The sequence below is a fragment of the Streptosporangium sp. NPDC001559 genome (assembly GCF_042893955.1).
Classification (GTDB): domain Bacteria; phylum Actinomycetota; class Actinomycetes; order Streptosporangiales; family Streptosporangiaceae; genus Streptosporangium.
On sequence record NZ_JBIAVG010000013.1, the window covers coordinates 29581 to 48264 of the forward strand.

At 68.9% G+C, this 18684-nt stretch carries 21 protein-coding genes and 1 tRNA gene; 14 read left to right on the top strand and 8 right to left on the bottom strand.

The window, feature by feature from the left end; all coding sequences use genetic code 11:
- Positions 1-5: 5 nt before the first annotated feature.
- Positions 6-647 carry an HAD family hydrolase gene (locus tag ACFYY8_RS27115; RefSeq protein ID WP_390045579.1) on the bottom strand — a complete coding sequence of 214 codons (642 nt, stop codon included), beginning with the start codon at positions 645-647 and terminating at the stop codon, positions 6-8.
- Entirely contained in the window at positions 644-1597 is a 954-nt protein-coding gene (locus ACFYY8_RS27120; protein WP_390045581.1) for an AfsA-related hotdog domain-containing protein, read from the bottom strand. Before ACFYY8_RS27120 ends, ACFYY8_RS27115 begins: the two co-directional genes overlap by 4 nt.
- Positions 1598-1782: 185 nt before the next feature.
- On the opposite strand from ACFYY8_RS27120, the gene ACFYY8_RS27125 reads away from it, so the two are divergent.
- Genes ACFYY8_RS27125 through ACFYY8_RS27145 form a run of 5 tightly spaced genes read left to right on the top strand, consistent with a single transcriptional unit; the run spans position 1783 to position 5269 of the window.
- On the top strand, positions 1783-2043 hold the full coding sequence (locus tag ACFYY8_RS27125) for an acyl carrier protein (RefSeq protein WP_184719879.1): 261 nt from the start codon (positions 1783-1785) through the stop codon (positions 2041-2043).
- Positions 2036-3253: a beta-ketoacyl-[acyl-carrier-protein] synthase family protein gene (locus ACFYY8_RS27130; protein ID WP_390045583.1), complete on the top strand. Its 1218-nt coding sequence runs from the start codon at positions 2036-2038 to the stop codon at positions 3251-3253. The genes ACFYY8_RS27125 and ACFYY8_RS27130 overlap by 8 nt, the downstream gene beginning before the upstream one ends.
- On the top strand, positions 3250-4374 hold the full coding sequence (locus tag ACFYY8_RS27135; protein WP_390045585.1) for a beta-ketoacyl synthase N-terminal-like domain-containing protein: 1125 nt from the start codon (positions 3250-3252) through the stop codon (positions 4372-4374). Before ACFYY8_RS27130 ends, ACFYY8_RS27135 begins: the two co-directional genes overlap by 4 nt.
- Positions 4365-4829 (top strand): MaoC family dehydratase N-terminal domain-containing protein, encoded by a 465-nt coding sequence (locus ACFYY8_RS27140; RefSeq protein WP_352010353.1) that lies wholly within the window; start codon positions 4365-4367, stop codon positions 4827-4829. The genes ACFYY8_RS27135 and ACFYY8_RS27140 overlap by 10 nt, the downstream gene beginning before the upstream one ends.
- Positions 4826-5269, top strand: coding sequence for a MaoC/PaaZ C-terminal domain-containing protein (locus ACFYY8_RS27145; RefSeq protein ID WP_390045588.1), 444 nt, complete (start codon positions 4826-4828; stop codon positions 5267-5269). Before ACFYY8_RS27140 ends, ACFYY8_RS27145 begins: the two co-directional genes overlap by 4 nt.
- Before the next feature lie 44 nt (positions 5270-5313).
- Here the strand turns inward: ACFYY8_RS27145 and ACFYY8_RS27150 are convergent, their stop codons facing one another.
- Positions 5314-6072 (bottom strand): BTAD domain-containing putative transcriptional regulator, encoded by a 759-nt coding sequence (locus ACFYY8_RS27150; protein ID WP_390045590.1) that lies wholly within the window; start codon positions 6070-6072, stop codon positions 5314-5316.
- A 199-nt stretch (positions 6073-6271) separates the two neighbouring features.
- Here ACFYY8_RS27150 and ACFYY8_RS27155 point away from each other — a divergent pair, with 199 nt between their 5' ends.
- From ACFYY8_RS27155 to ACFYY8_RS27165, 3 genes are read left to right on the top strand one after another with little or no spacing between them, the layout of a single operon-like run.
- Positions 6272-6676: a MaoC family dehydratase N-terminal domain-containing protein gene (locus ACFYY8_RS27155; protein WP_390045592.1), complete on the top strand. Its 405-nt coding sequence runs from the start codon at positions 6272-6274 to the stop codon at positions 6674-6676.
- Positions 6669-7115 (top strand): MaoC/PaaZ C-terminal domain-containing protein, encoded by a 447-nt coding sequence (locus tag ACFYY8_RS27160; protein WP_390045594.1) that lies wholly within the window; start codon positions 6669-6671, stop codon positions 7113-7115. The genes ACFYY8_RS27155 and ACFYY8_RS27160 overlap by 8 nt, the downstream gene beginning before the upstream one ends.
- Before the next feature lie 26 nt (positions 7116-7141).
- Positions 7142-8167 carry a lactonase family protein gene (locus tag ACFYY8_RS27165; protein ID WP_390045596.1) on the top strand — a complete coding sequence of 342 codons (1026 nt, stop codon included), beginning with the start codon at positions 7142-7144 and terminating at the stop codon, positions 8165-8167.
- 77 nt (positions 8168-8244) lie between these two features.
- Here the strand turns inward: ACFYY8_RS27165 and ACFYY8_RS27170 are convergent, their stop codons facing one another.
- Positions 8245-8880, bottom strand: a complete 636-nt coding sequence (locus tag ACFYY8_RS27170) for a MerR family transcriptional regulator (RefSeq protein WP_362909331.1) — start codon at positions 8878-8880, stop codon at positions 8245-8247.
- 116 nt (positions 8881-8996) lie between these two features.
- Positions 8997-10418, bottom strand: coding sequence for an MFS transporter (locus ACFYY8_RS27175; RefSeq protein WP_390045599.1), 1422 nt, complete (start codon positions 10416-10418; stop codon positions 8997-8999).
- Positions 10419-10540: 122 nt separating this feature from the next.
- Between ACFYY8_RS27175 and ACFYY8_RS27180 the strand changes: the two genes are divergently transcribed.
- The 6 genes from ACFYY8_RS27180 (at position 10541) to ACFYY8_RS27205 (ending at position 17325) form a co-directional block, all read left to right on the top strand.
- Positions 10541-12700 carry an MMPL family transporter gene (locus tag ACFYY8_RS27180; protein ID WP_390045602.1) on the top strand — a complete coding sequence of 720 codons (2160 nt, stop codon included), beginning with the start codon at positions 10541-10543 and terminating at the stop codon, positions 12698-12700.
- 12 nt (positions 12701-12712) lie between these two features.
- A complete protein-coding gene (locus ACFYY8_RS27185) occupies positions 12713-13741 on the top strand; it encodes an aldo/keto reductase (protein WP_390045969.1) in 1029 nt (342 codons plus the stop codon).
- A 525-nt stretch (positions 13742-14266) separates the two neighbouring features.
- Complete coding sequence (locus ACFYY8_RS27190; RefSeq protein ID WP_390045604.1) at positions 14267-15241, top strand: sensor histidine kinase; 975 nt, start codon at positions 14267-14269, stop codon at positions 15239-15241.
- Positions 15160-15879 carry a response regulator gene (locus ACFYY8_RS27195; RefSeq protein WP_390045608.1) on the top strand — a complete coding sequence of 240 codons (720 nt, stop codon included), beginning with the start codon at positions 15160-15162 and terminating at the stop codon, positions 15877-15879. Before ACFYY8_RS27190 ends, ACFYY8_RS27195 begins: the two co-directional genes overlap by 82 nt.
- A 22-nt stretch (positions 15880-15901) precedes the next feature.
- The gene (locus tag ACFYY8_RS27200) at positions 15902-16870 is read left to right on the top strand and encodes a hypothetical protein (RefSeq protein ID WP_390045611.1); all 969 of its coding nucleotides are present in this window, start codon (positions 15902-15904) and stop codon (positions 16868-16870) included.
- Complete coding sequence (locus tag ACFYY8_RS27205; protein WP_390045613.1) at positions 16867-17325, top strand: ABA4-like family protein; 459 nt, start codon at positions 16867-16869, stop codon at positions 17323-17325. The genes ACFYY8_RS27200 and ACFYY8_RS27205 overlap by 4 nt, the downstream gene beginning before the upstream one ends.
- 67 nt (positions 17326-17392) lie before the next feature.
- On the opposite strand, the gene ACFYY8_RS27210 is transcribed toward ACFYY8_RS27205, so the two are convergent.
- The 3 genes from ACFYY8_RS27210 to ACFYY8_RS27220 all read right to left on the bottom strand — a co-directional run bounded on the left by ACFYY8_RS27210 (position 17393) and on the right by ACFYY8_RS27220 (position 18625).
- Positions 17393-17466: transfer RNA gene (locus ACFYY8_RS27210), tRNA-Lys, on the bottom strand.
- Positions 17467-17865: 399 nt separating this feature from the next.
- Positions 17866-18264: an OsmC family protein gene (locus ACFYY8_RS27215; RefSeq protein ID WP_390045615.1), complete on the bottom strand. Its 399-nt coding sequence runs from the start codon at positions 18262-18264 to the stop codon at positions 17866-17868.
- Between the two features lie 76 nt (positions 18265-18340).
- Complete coding sequence (locus ACFYY8_RS27220) at positions 18341-18625, bottom strand: hypothetical protein (protein ID WP_352010337.1); 285 nt, start codon at positions 18623-18625, stop codon at positions 18341-18343.
- Positions 18626-18684 lie beyond the last annotated feature (59 nt).

Consider the following 18684-nt stretch of genomic DNA (forward strand, 5'->3'; position numbering starts at 1 on the left):
TGAGCTCACACTCCCAACTGCTCGTTCAGAGCCTTGATTGCGGTTTGCGCGTCGGTGAAGTGGATGGCGCGCCACCCGGCCGCCTCGGCTCCCTCGCAGTTCTTGGCGAGGTCGTCGACGAACAGGGACTGCGCGGCGGGGATGCCGGAGCGCTCGACCGCCAGGTCGAAGATCTCCCTGGCCGGCTTGCGGTGGCCCACCTCGAAGGACAGGACGACGTCGTCGAAGAGGCCGTCGGGGCTGAGCATGCGGCGCCAGTGCGCGTCCCAGGCCGGGACCATGTTGGACAGCAGCCCGACGAACAGTCCCTCGGCCCTGACCTCCCGCAGCCGGTCGGCCCACTCCTTGTTCAGCTCTCTGCCGTCGAACCAGGCGTCGGCGAGGGTCGTCATGTGCAGGTCGATGCCGTGGTCGGTGCGCAGCAGCTCCCCGATCTGGGCGAGCCACTCCTGCTCGGTGACCAGCGGGGTGTCGATGGGCAGCATCACGTCGTCCGTGCCGTACGACGCGGTGACCTTGAGGATCGCGTCGATCAGCGGCTCCTGACGGATGCCCTGCCTCTCGCAGAAGACGGCCAGGGTGTGGCTGATGGGCGGCGTCAGCACGCCGCCGAAGTCGGTCCACACGGCCAGGACGGGTTGGGTCATCGGGGCACCATCACCATGGTCGATTCGGCGATCGTGATCGCCTCCTGAATGAAGGCGACGTTCACCGTTGCGGTGCCGTCACCCGAGTCCGTACGGGTCGCCGCGGCCAGCACCGGCTGGTCGAGCTCCGCGAACCGCCCGAAGGACCCGGAGACCGTGGCCGGCCAGGCGGTGACGTCGCCCATCACGACGAGGGCGAGCTGACGGGCCGCCTCGGTCAGGGTCATGGCGGGCAGGTGGTCGTAGTCGTGGTCGAAGATCGCGCGGTTGCCGTACCTCGGCGTCACCCTGGCGCTCACCGCCGAGGGACCCCGCTCGACCTGCGAGATCACCACGTTCATCGGGCTGACCCTGCCGACCGTGTACGGCTCGGCCTGGTCGGGGGCGGGCACGTCCTCCTGGTCCCCGGTGAGGGGGGCGGGGGTGCCGCGCAGCACGTTGCGCAGCGCCTCGTGCTCGGTGTGCGTGACGATCTGCACTTCCATGGTGTGCGTGCCGATCGGGACGTCGCCGATGGAGAGGTCCTGGCGGACGGCGCCCTTGCGCACCTTGCCCGCCCTGACGCGGAGGGTCTCGAAGTGGTTGTCGATCCGCAGCTCACCCGGCCTGCGCCCGGTCCGCAGCGCGGACGGGTCCGGCAGGTCCAGCGAGAAGGTGTTGACCATCATCGTGGTGTCCGGGGGGAGCCCGAGAAGGTGGGCGCCCGCGATGCCGGCCTGCCTGCCCGCCTCAAGGATGAGCAGCGGGTCGAAGTGGGCCGGTTGCGACAGATGGTCGCTGTAGTAGCCGTGACTGAGCGGAAGCTGTGCCGCGGCCAGGAAGCGGGACTCCCCCGCCGGGACCAGGTCGGTTACGAAGACCTCCGCGACGGAGGCCCTGTGGACCAGGCGGCGTTCCACCGTACGGCCGAAGCTGAGCTCCCGTGGGGAGATCAGGTCCCCGGTCGTCATCCGTACCTCCACAAAATGCCGGAATAAGTCGGGGATCACTGTGGCACGGCACGATGAAATTCAAATAAAAGTGCCATAAAAATGCGCCCGCATACCACTTTCGATCCGCCGCCTTGCCCCTTATATCCACATCCCCCTAATGTCGTTTTCCAGCGGTGATCCGCATTCACGAAAGGAATCCAATAATGACTCTGGACGTTCTGCAGGAAAAGATCCGCGGCATCATCTCCCAGGAGCTCGAACTGGAGGACGGCGAGCTCACCGCAGAGGGACACTTCATCGACGAATACGACGCCGACTCCCTCTCGCTCATCACGATCCTCGCCAGGATCGAGAAGGAGCTCGGGATCGTGGTGCCGCAGGACGAGCTGCCGAACATGCCGAACCTCCAGGGCGTCTTCGACGTCGTGGGGACCATCAACAGCCGGGAGTCCCAGGGTGTCTGAGCACCACCGGGTGGTCATCACCGGCCTCGGGGCGGTGAGCAGCATAGGCATCGGGGTCGAGAACTTCATCGAGGGCATCCGAGAGGGACGCAACGGCGCCTCGAAGATCACCAGCTTCGACGCCGGCAACTTCCCGTACACGACGGCCGGTGAGGTCCACGACTTCCAGCCCGAGGCGATCCTGGAAAGGCTCGACGTCGAGCGCTGGGGGCGCAGCAGCCTGTTCTCGGCGGCCGCGGCGCGGCTGGCCGTACAGGACGCGAAGCTCGACCCGGAGCTGCTGTCCGCCTCGCGGGCCGGCTCCATCATGGGGACCACCGCGGGCGAGGCCCAGGTCCTGCAGGCCGCGGTCGAGCAGTGGGTCACGGACGGGCTCGGCGAGGTGGACGGGCGGCTCGCCGCCATGACGCCGGTCAGCCAGATCGCCAACTCCGTCAACCACGAGCTGCGGCTCACCGGTGACGCCCAGACCATTCCCACGGCGTGCTCGGCGAGCAACATGGCGATCGGCTACGCCTACGACCTGGTGCGCACCGGCGAGGCCGACTTCATGCTGGCCGGCGGGGCGGACGCGGTCAACCGGGCCTGCCACGCCGGGTTCTACCGGCTGGGCGCGCTGGCCGAGGACCTGTCCCGGCCGTTCGACCTCAACCGCTCCGGCATCCTCACCGGTGAGGGCGGCGCGGTCCTGCTGCTCGAACCGCTGGACCACGCCGTGGCCCGGGGGGCCACGATCTACGCCGAGGTGCTGGGCTACGGCGTGAACTGCGACGCCCGGCACATGGTCAACCCGGACGCGCCGAGCATCGCCGAGTGCATCCGCATCGCCCACCGCTACGCGGGGGTCAAGCCCGAGCAGATCGACTACATCTGCGCGCACGGCACCGGAACGCCGACCAACGACTACACCGAGGTCAGCGCGGTCCGCGAGGTGTTCGGCGAGCACATCCCGCCGATCAGCTCCATCAAGTCGATGATCGGGCACACGATGGGCGCCGCCAGCGCCTTCGGCGCGATCGTCTGCGGCAAGGCTCTGCAGGACGGGTTCCTGCCGCCGACCGCGAACCTGGACAAGCTCGACCCGGCGCTGGGCGACGGACTCGACGTGGTCCCGGGCAGGGCCCGTACGGCCACGCCGAACATCGTGCAGAACCAGGGTCTCGCGTTCGGCGGGAACAACGTCGTTACGATCTTCGGGAGGGTGGCGTGACGACGACCGTCGCCGTCAGACCTTTGACGATCACGGCCTGCGGGGTCGTCTCACCCGCGGGCCTGGGCCTGGACGTCCTGGGTGGCGCGCTGCGCTCCGGCGTCGAGGCGCACACCGCGCCGGTGAGCGGTTTCGAGGACGTGACCGACGGCTACCCGCCGCGGCCCGTGTGGGCGGTACCCGACCTCAAGGTCGCCGAGCACCTGGGCCGCAAGGGGCTGCGTCACATCGACCGCTTCACCATGCTCGGCCTGATCGCCTGCAAGCTGGCCCTCGACGAGTACGGCAGGCCCCTCACCGACGAGGAGCGCGCCGACACCGGGGTGGTCATGGCGACCAACACCGGCAGTCTGGTCAGCATGCTCGAGGTGGGCCGTGACACCCTGCTCCAGGAGAAGCCCTACCTCGTCAACCCCGCCAGGTTCCCCAACGTCGTCACCAACGCCTGCACCGGCCAGATCGCGATCCGTAACTCCCTCACCGGGGTGAACGTGGTCATGTCGGGCGGTCAGGCGGCGGGACTGGCCGCGGTGCGCTTCGCCCGCACCACGATCGGCGACGGGCGTTCGAGCAGGCTGCTGATCGGCGGCATCGAGGAGCTGTCGGAGGTGGCGGCCTGGGGCTGGCACAAGTCCGGCGCGCTTCGCGAGGACGCGGCTGTCGGTGAGGGGGCCGCGGCCTTCCTCGTCGAGGACGGCGAGACCGTCGCCGCCGAGGGCCGTACCGGCCTGGCCGACCTGCTGGCCTGCGAGGTCGGCTACTACGGTGCCAGGGACGCCGAGGGCCGCCTTGAGGGGCTGCGCTCGGGCATCGAGCGGGCGCTTGAGCGCAGCGGGGTCTCCCCCGGCGAGGTGGACGTCGTCGCGGTCGGCGCGGCCGGCCAGCTCGGCGTCGAGGAGACCGAGGAGCAGGCGCTGCGCGAGGTGCTGGGCCGTTCCGTGCCCACGGTCCGGGTGTCCGAGACGCTCGGCGAGCTGTACAGCGCCAGCGTCCCCCTGCAGATCGCCGCGGTCCTGGCGCTGTGGCGCGCCGAGCCCGCCGAGCACGCCCGTGTCGCGCTGGTGACCTCCATCGGCGGTGACGGCAACGCGGGCTGCCTGGTGGTGCGCGAATGCCGATGAACGAGGGGTGTGTCGGCAAGGTCTACCCGCCGACCGCGCCCTACGAGGTCGGCCGGGAGAAGATCAGGGAGTTCGCCGCCGCCGTCCGGGAGGGCAACGCCGCCTGCTGGGACACCGAGGCGGCGCGGGCCCTCGGCTATCCGGACATCATCGCCCCGCCCAGCTTTCCCATGGTGCTGACCCTGGAGGCCGAGCACGACGCGGTGCACGACCCCGAGCTGGGCGCGGCCAACCAGAACCGCTTCGTCCACCGCGAGCAGCGCTTCGCCTACAACCGGCCCATCCACGCCGGGGACGTGCTGACCGTGACGGTACGGCTCGCGGGCGTGGACTCGGTGGCGGGCAACGACGTCGTCACCTACGAGAGCACGCTCACCGCGGCCGACGGCGAGCACGTGTGCACCGGCCGGTCGACGTTCGTCATCTTCGGCCAGGAGGGGGGTGACGTCCGGTGACGGTCGAAACGGCCGCACGGCCTCGCTACGAGGACATCGAGCCGGGTTTCCGGCTGCCGGGCCGTACGTTCCGGGTGGAGCGCAAGGACCTCGTCAGGTACGGCGGCGCCGCCTGCGACTACAACGTCATCCACTGGGACGACAGGACGGCGGTGGCGATGGGGCTGCCGAGTCCCATCGCGCACGGCATGTTCACCATGGGCCTGGCGCTGGGTGTGCTGACGGACTGGGCGGGCGACGCGGGAGCGGTCGTCGACTTCGGCGGCCGGTTCCCCCGGCTCGTCCCGGTGCCCAACGACGGTGTAGGCGTCGAGCTGACGGTCGAGGCCACGGTCATGGAGAAGCTGGAGCCGCCCAGGCTCAGGCTCAGCGTGGCCGTACGGCTCGGCGACGGCGGCAAGGTTCTCACCATGCCCAGGACCATCGTGGCGCTGCGGTAGCGCCCGCCTCCTTCCCGGTCGTCACCGGGACAGGAGGCGGGGGCTCACCCGGCTTCGGCCAGGATCTCGTGGTGGAGCCGCTGCAGCTCGGCGGACGGTTCCAGGCCCAGCTCCTCGTGCAGGACCCTGCGCAGGTCGCGGAAGGCCAGCAGGGCCTCGCCCCGGCGGCCCGACAGGTGCAGCGCCTCGATGAGGCGGGCGTGGAACCACTCGTTGAGCAGGTTGCTCGCCACCAGGCCGCGCAGGTCGGGGATCAGCTCGCGGTGCAGGCCGAGGCGCATGTCGGCCTCGACGGACAGCTCCATCGCCCTGATCCGCTTCTCCTCCAGGTGGGCGACGTGACGGGTGAGGACCGGGCCGAGCGGAACGTTGGTCAGCGGCGCCCCCCGCCACATGCCCAGCGCCTCGCGCAGCAGCAGCGCGGCCTCCGCCGTACGGCCCGCGACCAGGGCGGTCCTGCCGTCGGCGACCAGCCGCTGGAAGTGGCGGATGTCCACCTGGTCCTCCGTCACCCGGAGCTGGTAGCCGGTCGGCTCGGTGATCAGCAGATCGGTGAGCCCCGGTTCGCCGCTCTCCTTGGCCAGCATCTGGCGCAGGTGGTAGACGTGCGTGCGGATCGTCGCGACCACGGTCTTCGGCGGCGCCCCGTCCCACAGCTCCTCGGCCAGGGTGTCGATGTCGACCACCTGACCGGGCCTGAGCAGCAGCAACGCGAGCAGCCTGCGGACCTTGGGACCGCGCGGGACCCAGACCCCCTGTTCGGTCCGCAGTTCGAAGGAGCCGAGGATGGAAAAGTTGATCATGTTCTCTCCCCCCCAGGGAAATGACCTGACGGAGGAGAGTCTGCATATGCCACCGCAAATAGTGATACTGCGCTAAAGACACATCAGATGTCTCCAAAGAGACATAGCACCACCAATGAGAAGCAGGTCGGGACGTGTCCAGACCGTCCGGCGTGATTTACGTCTCCCCCGCAACCGCCCTCAAGCCGAGGAGGTCGAGGTGCCGCTGAATCCGGCCTTCGCCGGCCGGGTCTACCCGGCCACCGTTCCCTATCTGGTCGGCCGTGAGAAGATCCGCGAGTTCGCCGCCGCGATCGGCGACACGAGCGACGACCCGGCCGCTCCACCGACGTTCGCCATCGCGCTCACCCTGCGCGCCGAGGTCGAGGTCGTCAGCGACCCCGGTCTCGGGCTCGACCTGACGCGCCTGCTCCACCGCGACCAGCGCTTCGAGCACAGGCGCCCCATCAGGGACGGTGACGAGCTGACCGTGACGGTCACGATCAGCGAGGTCGGCCGCGTCGGCTCGACCGACACGGTCACCCTCACCAGCGACCTGCGCACCGTCGCGGGCGAGCACGTGTGCACCACCACCTCGACACTGATTGCGCAGAGCGATGACTGAGCTGACCGCCGAGCCGACCACAGGACCGCGCTACGACGACATCGAGCCGGGGACCGCGCTGCCCCGGCTGACGCACGTGATCCGCCGGGGCGACCTGGTGCGCTACGCGGGCGCCTCCGGCGACCTCAACCCCATCCACTGGAGTGAGCGCGCCGCGACGGAGGCGGGCCTGCCCACGATCATCGCGCACGGCATGCTCACCATGGGCGTGGCCATGCGGCTGGTCAGCGACTGGGCGGGACGGCAGGCCGTCCTCGAATGCGGAGGCCGCTTCGCCAGGCCCGTCGTCGTCCCGGACGACGAGGCGGGCGTCGAACTCGTCGTCGACGGCGTGGTCGCCGAGAAGCTGGACGGTTCTCGGGTCCGCGTCGACCTGACCGTCCGCTGCGGCGGGGAGAAGGTCCTGGCCCGTCCCCGGGCCGTCGTCGCACTCAACTGACCCAGACAACAGAGAGGAACTCCACGATGCCGACCTTCGTGGGCGCCTACTCCTGGACCGAGGTCCCCGCGACGGGGATCACGGTCATCGAGGCGGGCGCGGTAACCGGTACGTTCACCGACATCGTCAACCCGTTCCACCTGGCCCTGTCCCCGTCGGGACGGACCCTGTACGCCGCGAGCAACGCCCCCGAGGGACGGGTGTTCGCGCTGACAGTCGGGGACGACGGGTCGCTGACCCCGCTGAACGACCAGCCGACCGAGGGCGCGGGGACGATCCACGTCCTCGTCCACGCGGGCCACGTCTACGCGACCAACCACGACTCGGGAGAGGTCGTGGTCTTCCCGGTCAACGACGACGAGAGCCTCGGCCCGGTGCGGCAGTCCGTCAAGCACCTCGGCTCCGGCCCCAACGAGCTGAGCCAGCTCGGCCCGCACCCGCACGTGACGGTCCCCGACCCGACCGGCGACCGCGTGCTCGTGCCGGACAAGGGCAACGACCAGCTGTACGTCTACCGCCTCGACGAGGGACTGCTGGTCCCGCACAGCCAGGTGCACCTCGGCGCCGGCACCGGCCCCCGTCACCTGGTCTTCCACCCGGACGGCCGCTACCTCTACGTGGTCAACGAGCTGGTCTCCACGGTCACGGTCTGCGGCTACGACCCCTCGACGGGCGCCCTGTGGACGGCCGGTTCCGCCCCCACGCTCCCCGACGGGGAGGACGGCTGGAACGCCCCGTCCGCGCTCGTCCTGTCGGCGGACGCCAGGTTCGTCTACGTCGCCAACCGCGGCCACGAGAGCCTCACCGTGCTGCGGGTCGACAAGGAGGGCGCGCACCTGGAGCCGGTGCAGAACCTCAGGCTCTCCGAGGAGCCGCTCAGCACGATGCCGTGGGACCTCGTGTTCGACGCGTCGGGCACGACGTTGCGCCTGGCCAACCAGTCGGCGGGGACGGTCGTCGCCCTGACCGTCGACCCCGAGACCGGACTGCTCTCGCCGGACGGCGCCCCGGCGATCGAGATCCCCGGCGCGGCCTGCCTGCTGCCCTTCTGAACCCGAAGCCCGAACGACACAGGCACCGGACCCCGTCGGGGTCCGGTGCCTGTTCGCCTCTCGTGAGGGAGGGCGCCTCAGTCGTCCACGTAGCCGCCGAAGCGCCGGGCGGTCTCCGCCTCCTGGGCGATGCGCCTGAGGGAGGAGACCACGGCGTCACCGATCGCGGTCCAGATCACCACGGCCTCCGCCATGCTGTCGAGGTCGGGCCTGCCCATGATCGCGGTGATCTCCAGCTCGGCCAGGTGGCCGACCGTCTCGGCGTACTCCCCGAGCAGGGCGAAGTAGTCGTCCTGCCGCAGGCGGTGCATGGTGGCCAGCGCCTCGGTCAGGCTCAGCCTGGCCGGGTTGCGGGGACCGACCCGCCACTCCCGCTTGGCGATGAGCTCCTCGACCTGGCGGGACGCCTCGGCCCAGGCCTCGTCCTCGACGTGGTCGCGACGGGTCGTCAGGGCGTACTGGGCCTTGCCGAGCGCGCTGAGGCTGTTCATCTGCGAGTCCATCAGGGTGAGGACGTCGCGCGCCGCGGCGATGCTCAGGCCACCGACCTCCACCAGCGCCCTGGCCAGCTTGAGCCTGCGCAGGTGGGTCTCCTCGTACTGCGCCTGGTTGGGGCTGGTCCGCTCACCCGGCGGCAGCAGCCCTTCCCGCATGTAGTACTTGATCGTCGGGATCGGCACCCCGCTGCGACGGCTCAGCTCCGCGATCCGCATACCTCTCCTCCCCTCCCCCTGCCACGTCCCCCGGCCGTCTTCCCAGTGGGCGGAGACGACCGGAGGAACGGCCTTGACCGCATCGAATCGATTCAGGATAGACAGCGAACCCTCCGCTATCCACTTTCCACGGTTCTGAGCGGCTTGATTTCCTCGATCCGGGCGACCGGAGCGGGGGGACGGGCCGGGGTGAGCAGAGCTGCGAGGGCGCCCAGGGCGAGGATGACGGTGCCCGCCCACAGTGCGGGCCGCAGGCCGGAGACGAACTCCTCAGGCCCCGTGTAGCCGCCCGTCGCGGCGAAGAGCCCGGACAGTACGGCGATGCCCATGACCACGCCGACCTGCCGCATGGAGCTGTTGACGCCGGAGGCGACCCCCTCCTCCTCGACGGAGACGAAGTCCAGCGTCTGCCTGGCGCTGAGCGCGAAGAACAGGCCCATGCCCAGTCCCGCGACCACCATGCCGGGCAGCAGCACGAGGTAGGAGACCTCGGAGGAGACGACCAGCGCGAACCAGGCCAGCGCCCCGCCCTGCAGGACCGCGCCGGCCACCATGAGCCGTCTGACCCCGAGCCGCTCGCCGAACATGCCCGCGAGCGGGGCGACGAGGACGGGCATCATCGTCCACGGCAGCGTGCGCAGCCCGGCCCCCATGGGGGAGAAGTTCAGCACGTGCTGCAGGAACTGCGTCAGCAGGAAGACCGCGCCGAACATGCCACCCTGGACGAGCAGCGCGACCAGGTTGGACAGGGTGAACCCCCTGCTGCGGAACAGTCTGGGCGGCACGACCGGGTTGGAGACCCGGCCCTCGAAGAGGACGAACCAGACCAGCAGCGCGGCCCCCGCGGCGACGGGGGCGATCACCTGCGGGCTTCCCCAGCCGAGGGTGGTGCTGCGCACCATGCCGTAGACGACGCCGAGCAGGCCCAGCGTGACCAGCAGGGTTCCCCGGACGTCGAGACGACCGTAGGGGCCGTGGCTCTCGGTCAGCATGCGCAGCGCGAGCGGCACCAGGATCACCCCGATGGGGACGTTGATCCAGAACACCCAGTGCCAGTCGCCGAGTTCGACGATCATGCCGCCGATCCAGGGGCCGACGGCGATGGCCAGGCCGCTCATGCCGCTGAGCCCGGCGATGGACATGCCCCTGCGCTCCTGTGGCACGGACTGCACCACCAGGGTCAGCGCGAGGGGGAAGATCACTGAGGCTCCGACGCCCTGCACGGCCCGTGCCAGGACGAGCCACTCCGCGGAGGTGGCCATGGCCGCGGCCGCCGAGGCCAGGGTGAACAGGGTGACGCCGCCGACGAAGACCCTGCGTCGCCCGAAGCGATCCCCGAGGATCGCCGCGGTGAGCAGGAAGATCGCGTATGTCAGCGTGTAGGCGTTCACCGTCCACTCAAGGCTCTCGAGCGAAGCGTTGAAGCGGTCACGAATAGTTGGTAACGCGGTGGTGACGACGAGGTTGTCCATCGACGCCATGAAGGCCGCAACCCCGGTGATCAGGAACGTGGACAGGCCGCCGCCTCGCACATTCACAAGACGCCTCCATCTCAAAGGACCTTGCGAAGACTCGCACAGATAGTAGATATTATCACTATCGGGTTTTTATCGATAGTAGTGATATCCACTATCCACTGGCGTCCAATGGGAGGGGACTGATGTTCTCCGCACTTGGCAGGTTCGCCGCGAGACGCCGACTATGGGTCGTCATCGGCACCCTGATCTTCACCGTCGTGGCAGGCGGATGGGGATCGGGCGTGCTGAGCAGGCTCGGTGGCGGCGCGGGCTTCGACGACCCGGGCAGCGAGTCGGTGCACGCGGACGAGATCGTCGCGGGCCCGCTCGGCCGGTACGCGAACGACCTCGTGGTGCTCTACGAGAGCCCGGACAAGACAGTCGACGATCCCGCCTTCTCCGGCCCCCTCCAGAGCGCCCTGGCCGCGGTCCCCCGTGACAACGTCTTGCGCCTGGAGACCTACTGGACGACCAAGTCCCCGGACTTCGTCTCCAAGGACAAGCACGCGACCTACGTCGCGATCCAGCTCAACTCCAGCAACGACCAGCAGCGCGTGCTGCAGCTGCGCGCGATCCAGGACAAACTCAAGGTCGACGGCCTGACCGTCCGGTTCGGCGGCCTGACCTCGATGACCGACCAGGTGAACCGGCAGACGCTGCGCGACCTGATCTTCGCCGAGTCGCTGTCGATCCCCCTCCTGCTCATCCTGCTGGTGCTGATCTTCCGCAGCTTCATAGCCGCGGCGCTGCCGCTGCTTATCGGCTTCACCGCGGCCTTCGGCTCCTTCGCCGTGCTGCGCTTCGTCACCTTCTTCGCCGACATCTCGACGTTCGCGATCCAGGTGATCAGCATCCTGGGCCTCGGCCTGGCCATCGACTACGCCCTGCTCATGGTCAACCGGTTCCGCGAGGAGATGCGCAACGGCCACTCCGTCGACGAGGCGGTACGGCGCACCATGGTCACCTCGGGCCGCACCATCGCCTTCTCCGGCCTGATCGTCGCCATGTCCTTCGCCGGCCTGACGGTCTTCCCGTCCAGGTTCCTGCTCTCGATGGGCTTCGCGGGGGCGGGCGTCACGCTGCTGGCCGTACTGGCGACACTCACCGTGCTGCCCGCGGTGCTGCGCTACGCCGGGCCCCGGGTGAACGGCCGCAAGGAGCGCCGCGGACAGGTCACGACCGTCCCGGCGACCGAGGGCCGCTGGTACCGGCTCACCCAGTCCGTCATGCGACGCCCGCTGGCCTTCACCGCCGTCATCGTGGTCGTACTGGTCGGCCTGGGCCTGCCCTTCCTCGGCGTCAACTGGGCGCGTCCCGGTGACTGGGTGCTGCCCATGCAGGCCGACGCCCGCCTGGTGACCCAGAAGCTGGCCACCGACTTCTCACACGACCCGGCCAAGCTGGTGACCTCGGTCGTCGAGGGCAAGGCGGACACCGCCGCCCTCGACGCCTACGCCCGCAGGCTCGACGCGGTCGCCAACGTGGACAGCGCGCGGGTGACCGGCACCACGGCCGACCAGGCCAGGCTCGCCATGGGTTACTCGATCGACCCGATGTCCCCCGAGGCCCGCACGATGGTCGAGAAGCTGCGCGCGGTCGCCCCGCCGCCCGGCACGAAGGCCTCCTTCACCGGAATGCCCGCCTCCCGGGTGGACATCGTCGACATGGTCATCTCCCGGATGCCATGGATGGCGCTGTTCGTGGCGGTGGTCTCCTTCGTGGTGCTGTTCCTCGCCTTCGGCTCGGTGGTGCTGCCGCTGAAGTCGATCGTGCTCAACCTGCTGTCGCTCTCGGCCTCCTTCGGCGCCATCAAGCTGATCTTCCAGGACGGCTGGCTGTCCGGATTGCTGGGCTTCGTCCCGGTCGGCGCGATCGACGTCAACTTCCCGGTGCTGATCGTGGCGATCGCCTTCGGCCTGGCCATGGACTACGAGGTCTTCCTGCTGTCGCGCATCCGCGAGGAGATGGAGCGCACCGGCGACCCGGTCGAGTCCATCGCCCTGGGCGTCCAGCACACGGCGAGGATCATCACCAGCGCCGCCCTGCTGCTCATCGTGGTCGTCGGCGGCTTCGTGATCTCCGGCATCACGTTCATGAAGATGGCCGGTGTCGGTCTGCTCATCGCGGTCGTCGTCGACGTGACGATCGTCCGCGGTCTGCTCGTCCCCGCCACGATGCGCCTGCTCGGCCACGCCGCGTGGTGGGCACCCGCCCCGCTCAAACGGGTGTGGGAGAAGTTCGGCGTGCGCGAGGTCAGCGACGCCGACGACATCGACCTGGCGCCCCGCCACGCAGGAGTGTGACCCGTGACCACCATGGAATACCGCGTGCTCGGCCGTACCGGGCTGAAGGTGAGCAAGATCTGCCTGGGCGCCATGATGTTCGGCTCCTGGGGCACCTCGGAGCAGGGCGAGGTGACCAAGATCATCGGTACGGCGCTCGACGCGGGCGTGAACTTCGTCGACACCTCGGACAACTACTCCGGGGGCGAGTCGGAGCAGCTCGTCGGCGGCGCCCTGGCCGACCTGGGCGCGCGGGACAAGGTGGTGCTCGCCACCAAGTGCCACATGCCGATGGGTGACGACCCGAACTCGCGCGGCAACTCCCGGCGGTGGATCTTCCAGGAGGTCGAAAACAGCCTGCGCCGGCTCGGCACGGACTGGATCGACCTCTACCAGATCCACCGTCCCGACCTCACCACCGACATCGACGAGACCCTCGGCGCGCTCACCGACCTGGTCCGCGCCGGGAAGATCCGCTACTTCGGCACCTCGACCTTCCCGGCCCACCTGCTCGTCGAGGCGCACTGGACCTCGCAGTTCCGGGCCAGGGAGCGCTTCGTCTGCGAGCAGGCGCCGTACTCACTGCTGGTACGCGGGATCGAGGGCGACGTGCTCCCGGTGTGCGAGGACCTCGGCACCGGCGTCATCACCTGGAGCCCGCTGGCGGGCGGCTGGCTGAGCGGGACCTACCGCAAGGACAGGGAACTGCCGTTCACCATCCGCAGCTTCGTGCTGCCGGAACGCTACGACATGCAGCTGCCCGAGAACCAGCGCAAGCTGGAGGCGGTCGAGGCGCTGGCCGAACTCGCCGAACGGACGGGCGTCAGCCTGATCGAGCTGTCGCTCGCCTTCGTACTCCAGCACCCGGCCGTCACCTCGGTGATCATCGGCCCCCGTACGGCCGAGCACCTCGACAGCCAGCTCCCGGCGGCGGAGGTGACGCTCACCGCGGAGGTGCTCGACGAGATCGACAAGATCGTTCCGCCCGGCGTCACTCTCAACCCGCACGACGCCGGTTGGCGTCATCCGGCACTGGAGGACCAGGCCAGACGACGTCGTTGAAACTTCATGAAATATGATTCGGCCTTAATGACATAGCACACAAGCGCACAATCCCAGCTGGGAGCGGTCGTCGGCAATTGAAATGTGAGCCTTCCTATATGTTTGCCGACGGCCGCACCCCCAGTCAGTGCGGACCGTGTCGCCTCGAATACAGTCATATTTTGTTTTTGGAGTGTCATTAACGTTGCACGGGATACGCCTTGCCTAGATAATGTTAGGAGCAGGACCGGCTACGCTGGCGTTCGGGGGAACGAGTCCAGCAATGCATTCCATGGTTCGCTTACTTCATTGCAGCCAGACCAGCCGTAGCGGATCGGTCCGTACATGCTCGAAGTTCGTCCATTGAAATGCACGGGGATGACGATGCAAGGGACCAGTATCGGCGCACTGCTCACACCTCACCAGCGATTCACGTTAAACAGTTCAGCAATACTTGAAGCGTACGAAACCCGCCTGCGGGAGCTGTCAAGCCCGCTGGTCAGAAGCCCTGAGATCTGGGAGGAATGTCGGTTACAAGCCGAATTGGTGCTTACGGAGTGTGCTGAGACGCTCAAGAGCGGGGAGCGGAGAACCCCCCCGCGGTTCACCGAGCTGCCCGCCCACGCCACCAGCCAGATCGACCCCCTGGAGGCCGCGCTCGGCTGGACGGAGCTGTTCGACGCGGCGTGCGACCGCCTGCCCGCCATCCTGGACGGCCATCCGGACGAGGCTGAGCTGCGCAGGGCGTTCCTGACGACCCTCAACCGGGGCATTCTCGCCCTCACCCAGGTCCTGGCCGCCAAGCGGGACTCCATGACGCTCGACCGCATCCACGAGACCCAGATCGACGACCGTCACCGGCTCGCGCGGGACATCCACGACTGGATCGGCAGCGGCGTCAGCATGGCCCTTCTCCACCTCGACCTGTTCGAGAGCCAGCGGCAGGCCGCGGGCATGGAGGCGGACATCAGAAACATCCGCCAGGCGCTCTTCGAGATCTCCCAGGGCGCGAGGAGGCTGGTCTCCGGACTCCGGCTGCGCGTGGCCGAACCTCCCCTCGCGATCGCCCTGAAGGAGTTCGCCCGGGACGCCGCACCGGCGGAGACCGAGGTGAGCGTCGCCGTCCACGGGGACGAGCGCCTGCTGCCCGACCATTACAGGAGCGAGATCTTCGCGGTGCTCCGCGAGGGCATGCGCAACGCCTTCGCGCACTCCAAGGCCGGCAAGGTCGTCACCCGTGTGGACATCGTCTCAGGAGACCTTCTCGCGACGGTCGACGACGACGGCACGGGGCTGATCGTCAAGGACAAGGAGAACAGCGCCGGGCTCTCCTCCATGAGAGAGCGCATCGAGCTACTACACGGGGTTTTCCACCTCGCCAGCCGCCTGTCCGCAGGCACGCGGCTCCGGATATGGGTCCCGCTTCCAGGAGCTTTGTCATGCCGGAATCAAATGATCGGATTCGGATTCTCGTCGCCGACGACCACACCCTGTTCCGAGACGCCCTCTGTCAGGTACTGAGGGCCGAGGACGACTTCCACGTCGTGGGGGACGCCTCGGACGGCCCCGGGGTGATCTCGCTCGCCGCCCGTACCAGGCCGGACATCGTGTTGCTCGACGTGGAGATGCCCAACCACCATCCCGCGCGGACCCTGCCCCGCCTCCTGGAGATATCGCCGCCGCCCAAAGTGATCATCCTGAGCATGCACGACGACCCCCAGCTGGTCCAGGACCTGCTGGCCGCCGGCGCCCACGGGTACCTGCACAAGGCCATCCGCAGCCAGGAGCTGCTGGTGGCCATCCGCAGCGTGCACGCCGGGCGCCACGGGGTGACGGTGCTGGTCTCCCAGGCGATCGCCCCGGCTCCGCGCGCCGCTCCGCAGGGCGTCCTCACCGAACGTGAGCAGGAGGTCCTGGCGCTGGTCGCCAAGGCGCTCAGCAACCGGCAGATCGCCGTTCAGCTGGCGATCACCGAGGGGACCGTCAAACGGCACCTGCGCAACATCTTCGGCAAGCTGTCGGCCGTCTCCCGCATCGACGCGGTCAACAAGGCGATCGGGACGGCTCCCACCCATCCGCTCCTGCGGTCGGCGCACGCCGTACCGCCCCCTCTCGCCAGCCTGAAGCAAATTATGGATCGCGCTACTATCGATACATGATTATCCATTGCTGGGAGGTGCCGTGACACGCACCCTCCGCCTCGTTTCCGGCTGGCATCGCCCGCTCGTCGTGTTCAGCGCCGTGCTGACCGGCCTCGCCGTGTTCAGCGCGGCCGGCATGCTCGTCGACGAGCGCACCCTCGACGGCGCCTCCGTCTGGCTCAAGCCGTTCAAGTTCGCCCTGTCGTTCATGGTCTACAGCCTGACGCTCGCCTGGCTGCTGCCGATGCTCGGCCGTACGCCCGAACTGGCCAGGAAGACCGGGACCGCGATCGTCGGGCTCACCACGGTCGGGGTCGGGCTCATCGTCGTGCAGGCCGCGCGGGGCAGGCACAGTCACTTCAACATCAGCACCCCTCAGGACGCCGCCGTCTTCGGCGTCATGGGCATGCTCGTGACGATGCTCGCGGTCGTCACCATGGTCGTCGCGGTGCTCGCGCTACGTCAGCAGACCGGTGACCGGGTGACCACGGCCGGGCTGCGCTTCGGGCTGCTGGTCTGCCTGCTGGGCATGATGGTCGCCTACTACATGGTGGGCGGCACCGGGCGCGCCGAGGCCGCCGCCGCGGGAACCCTGTCCGCGGGCGCGCACAGTGTCGGCGTCCCCGACGGCGGCCCCGGCATGCCGATCCTCGGCTGGAGCACCACGGGAGGCGACATGCGCGTCCCCCACGCCATCGGCCTGCACGCGCTGCAGGTCATGCCGGTGCTCGCGTTCCTGCTCACCGCGCTCTCCCGCCGCCTGCCCGCGCTCGCCCCCGAGCGTGTACGGCTCGGCCTGGTGTGGACCGCCGGGCTCGGCTACGCCGGGCTCGTGGTGCTGCTGACCTGGCAGGCGCGCCGGGCCCAGCCGCTGATCTACCCCGACGCCCTCACCCTGACCGCCCTGGCCGCCCTGGTCTGCGCGGTCGTCGTGGCCGCGGGACTGGTCGTGACACTCGGACGCAGGCAGCCGCTCGTACGCGCGGCCATGGGGAAGGGGCTGTCATGACGGTCGAGACGCTCTTCACCATCACCTTCCCGCTGACCGTGCCGTTCTGGGCGTTGATGGTCTTCGCCCCGACCTGGTCGATCACCCACCGGATCATCTCCTCGCCGCTGATCATCCTGCCGCAGCTGGCGATCTACCTGACGCTGGCCATCCCGCGCTTCCCCGACCTGTGGGAGGTGGTCAGCAGGCCCGACCTGGACCTGATCACCGCCTTCTTCGGACGGCGGGACGGCGCCGCCATCCTGTGGGCGCACGTCATCGCCTTCGACGTGTTCATCGCCCGCTGGATGTATCTCGACTCCAGGGAGCGCCGGGTCCACCCGCTGCTGATGGGACCGCTGCTGGTCTTCACGCTTCTGCTCTCCCCCATGGGGCTGCTGATCTACCTGGCGATCCGCACCGTCGTCGGACCGCCCAGGAACACGCCGTCCACCGAACGCCCGGCGCCGGGGTGAGACCCCTTCCACTGGGAAACACGAACGAGGCCCAGGTCGAGATGACCTGGGCCTCGTTCTCGTGCGGTGCGCCGCCAGGGACTCGAACCCCGGACCCGCTGATTAAGAGTCAGCTGCTCTAACCAACTGAGCTAGCGGCGCCTGCGACGGAGGTAACTCTAGCAGTCCTCCGCGCGGCGGCGCACATCGGTTACATCCGGAGAAGACAGACGAGGACCGGGCGGCCCCCCAACCGCCCGGCCCTCGCCTGGAAAGAGGTCCCGGGGCCGAATGGTCCCCCAACCATCCAGCCCCGGCCTCATGGCGGGCCCACCTTCGCCTCCCCCAAGACTCCGGCGGCTCCGCTCTAGGACGCGATCCCCCTCGCGTCCGTTTCCGGTGAAAAGTCCCTGCTGTAGCTCCCCCGGGCTTCGCAGAACCCCTTGACCTGCTTCAACAGTACAGAAGCGAACGTAACGAGCACGTCATCCAAGGGTTGATTTTGGGCCTACACCCGGAGATGACCCGGTATCACCGGACGTCCTCCTCAAGGAGGAGCCCTCACTCGGGCAGTTCGAGCCTGACCTCGGTCTGCTCCCGCAGCGCCCGGCTCACCGTGCAGTATCGCTCCTCGACCCGCCTGGCCACGGCACGGAAGACCTCGTCCGCCGCGTCGTCCCCCTCGGGGAGTTCGACGTCGTAGGTGACGGTGATCGGGCCGAGCAGCGTCGGCTCGACCTTCTCCGCCTGGACGGTCATCGCCAGGCGCACGAGCCGGTGCCCGCGCTTGGCGGTGAGGGGCTCGACGGTGACGATGTTGCAGCCTCCGAGCGCGGCGAGCAGCAGCTCGACCGGGGTGAAGACCCCCTGCTCGTCGCCGACGCCCATGACGACCTCGGCCCCGCGGTCGTTGCGGGCCACGAAGCCGTTCTCGGTCCGTTCGACGTTCACCCGAGCCATGACGCTCCTCCCCGTGTTCCCCGGCCAACCCTACCCAGGCGGCCGGTACGGCGGGCGCCCGGCACGGGCGGGTGTCTCAGGCGTCGGGATGCTGCGACAGGTACTCGATGTAGAAGGGGCGGAGCGCGTCGCCGAGCTCCCCCTCACCGGACGCCATGGCGTCGCTGAGCAGCGCCGAGACCCTGCTCAGATCGTTGGCCGTCTCATCCTCGTTCCCGGTTGACGCCTCCGCGGCGGGAATCACCTTGAGCAGTTCCCACAGGAAGGCGAAGTCTCCGTGGTGTACGGCGTAGCGGACCGCCCGATCATGCAGTTCCTGGGCCGACAGCGCCTCAAGCTGGTCCGTCTCCAACTTCCTCACCCCCTCACGCGCCCTTTGCCCCCAGATCGCGTCGATCATTCATGTTCTGCCCGCGTACG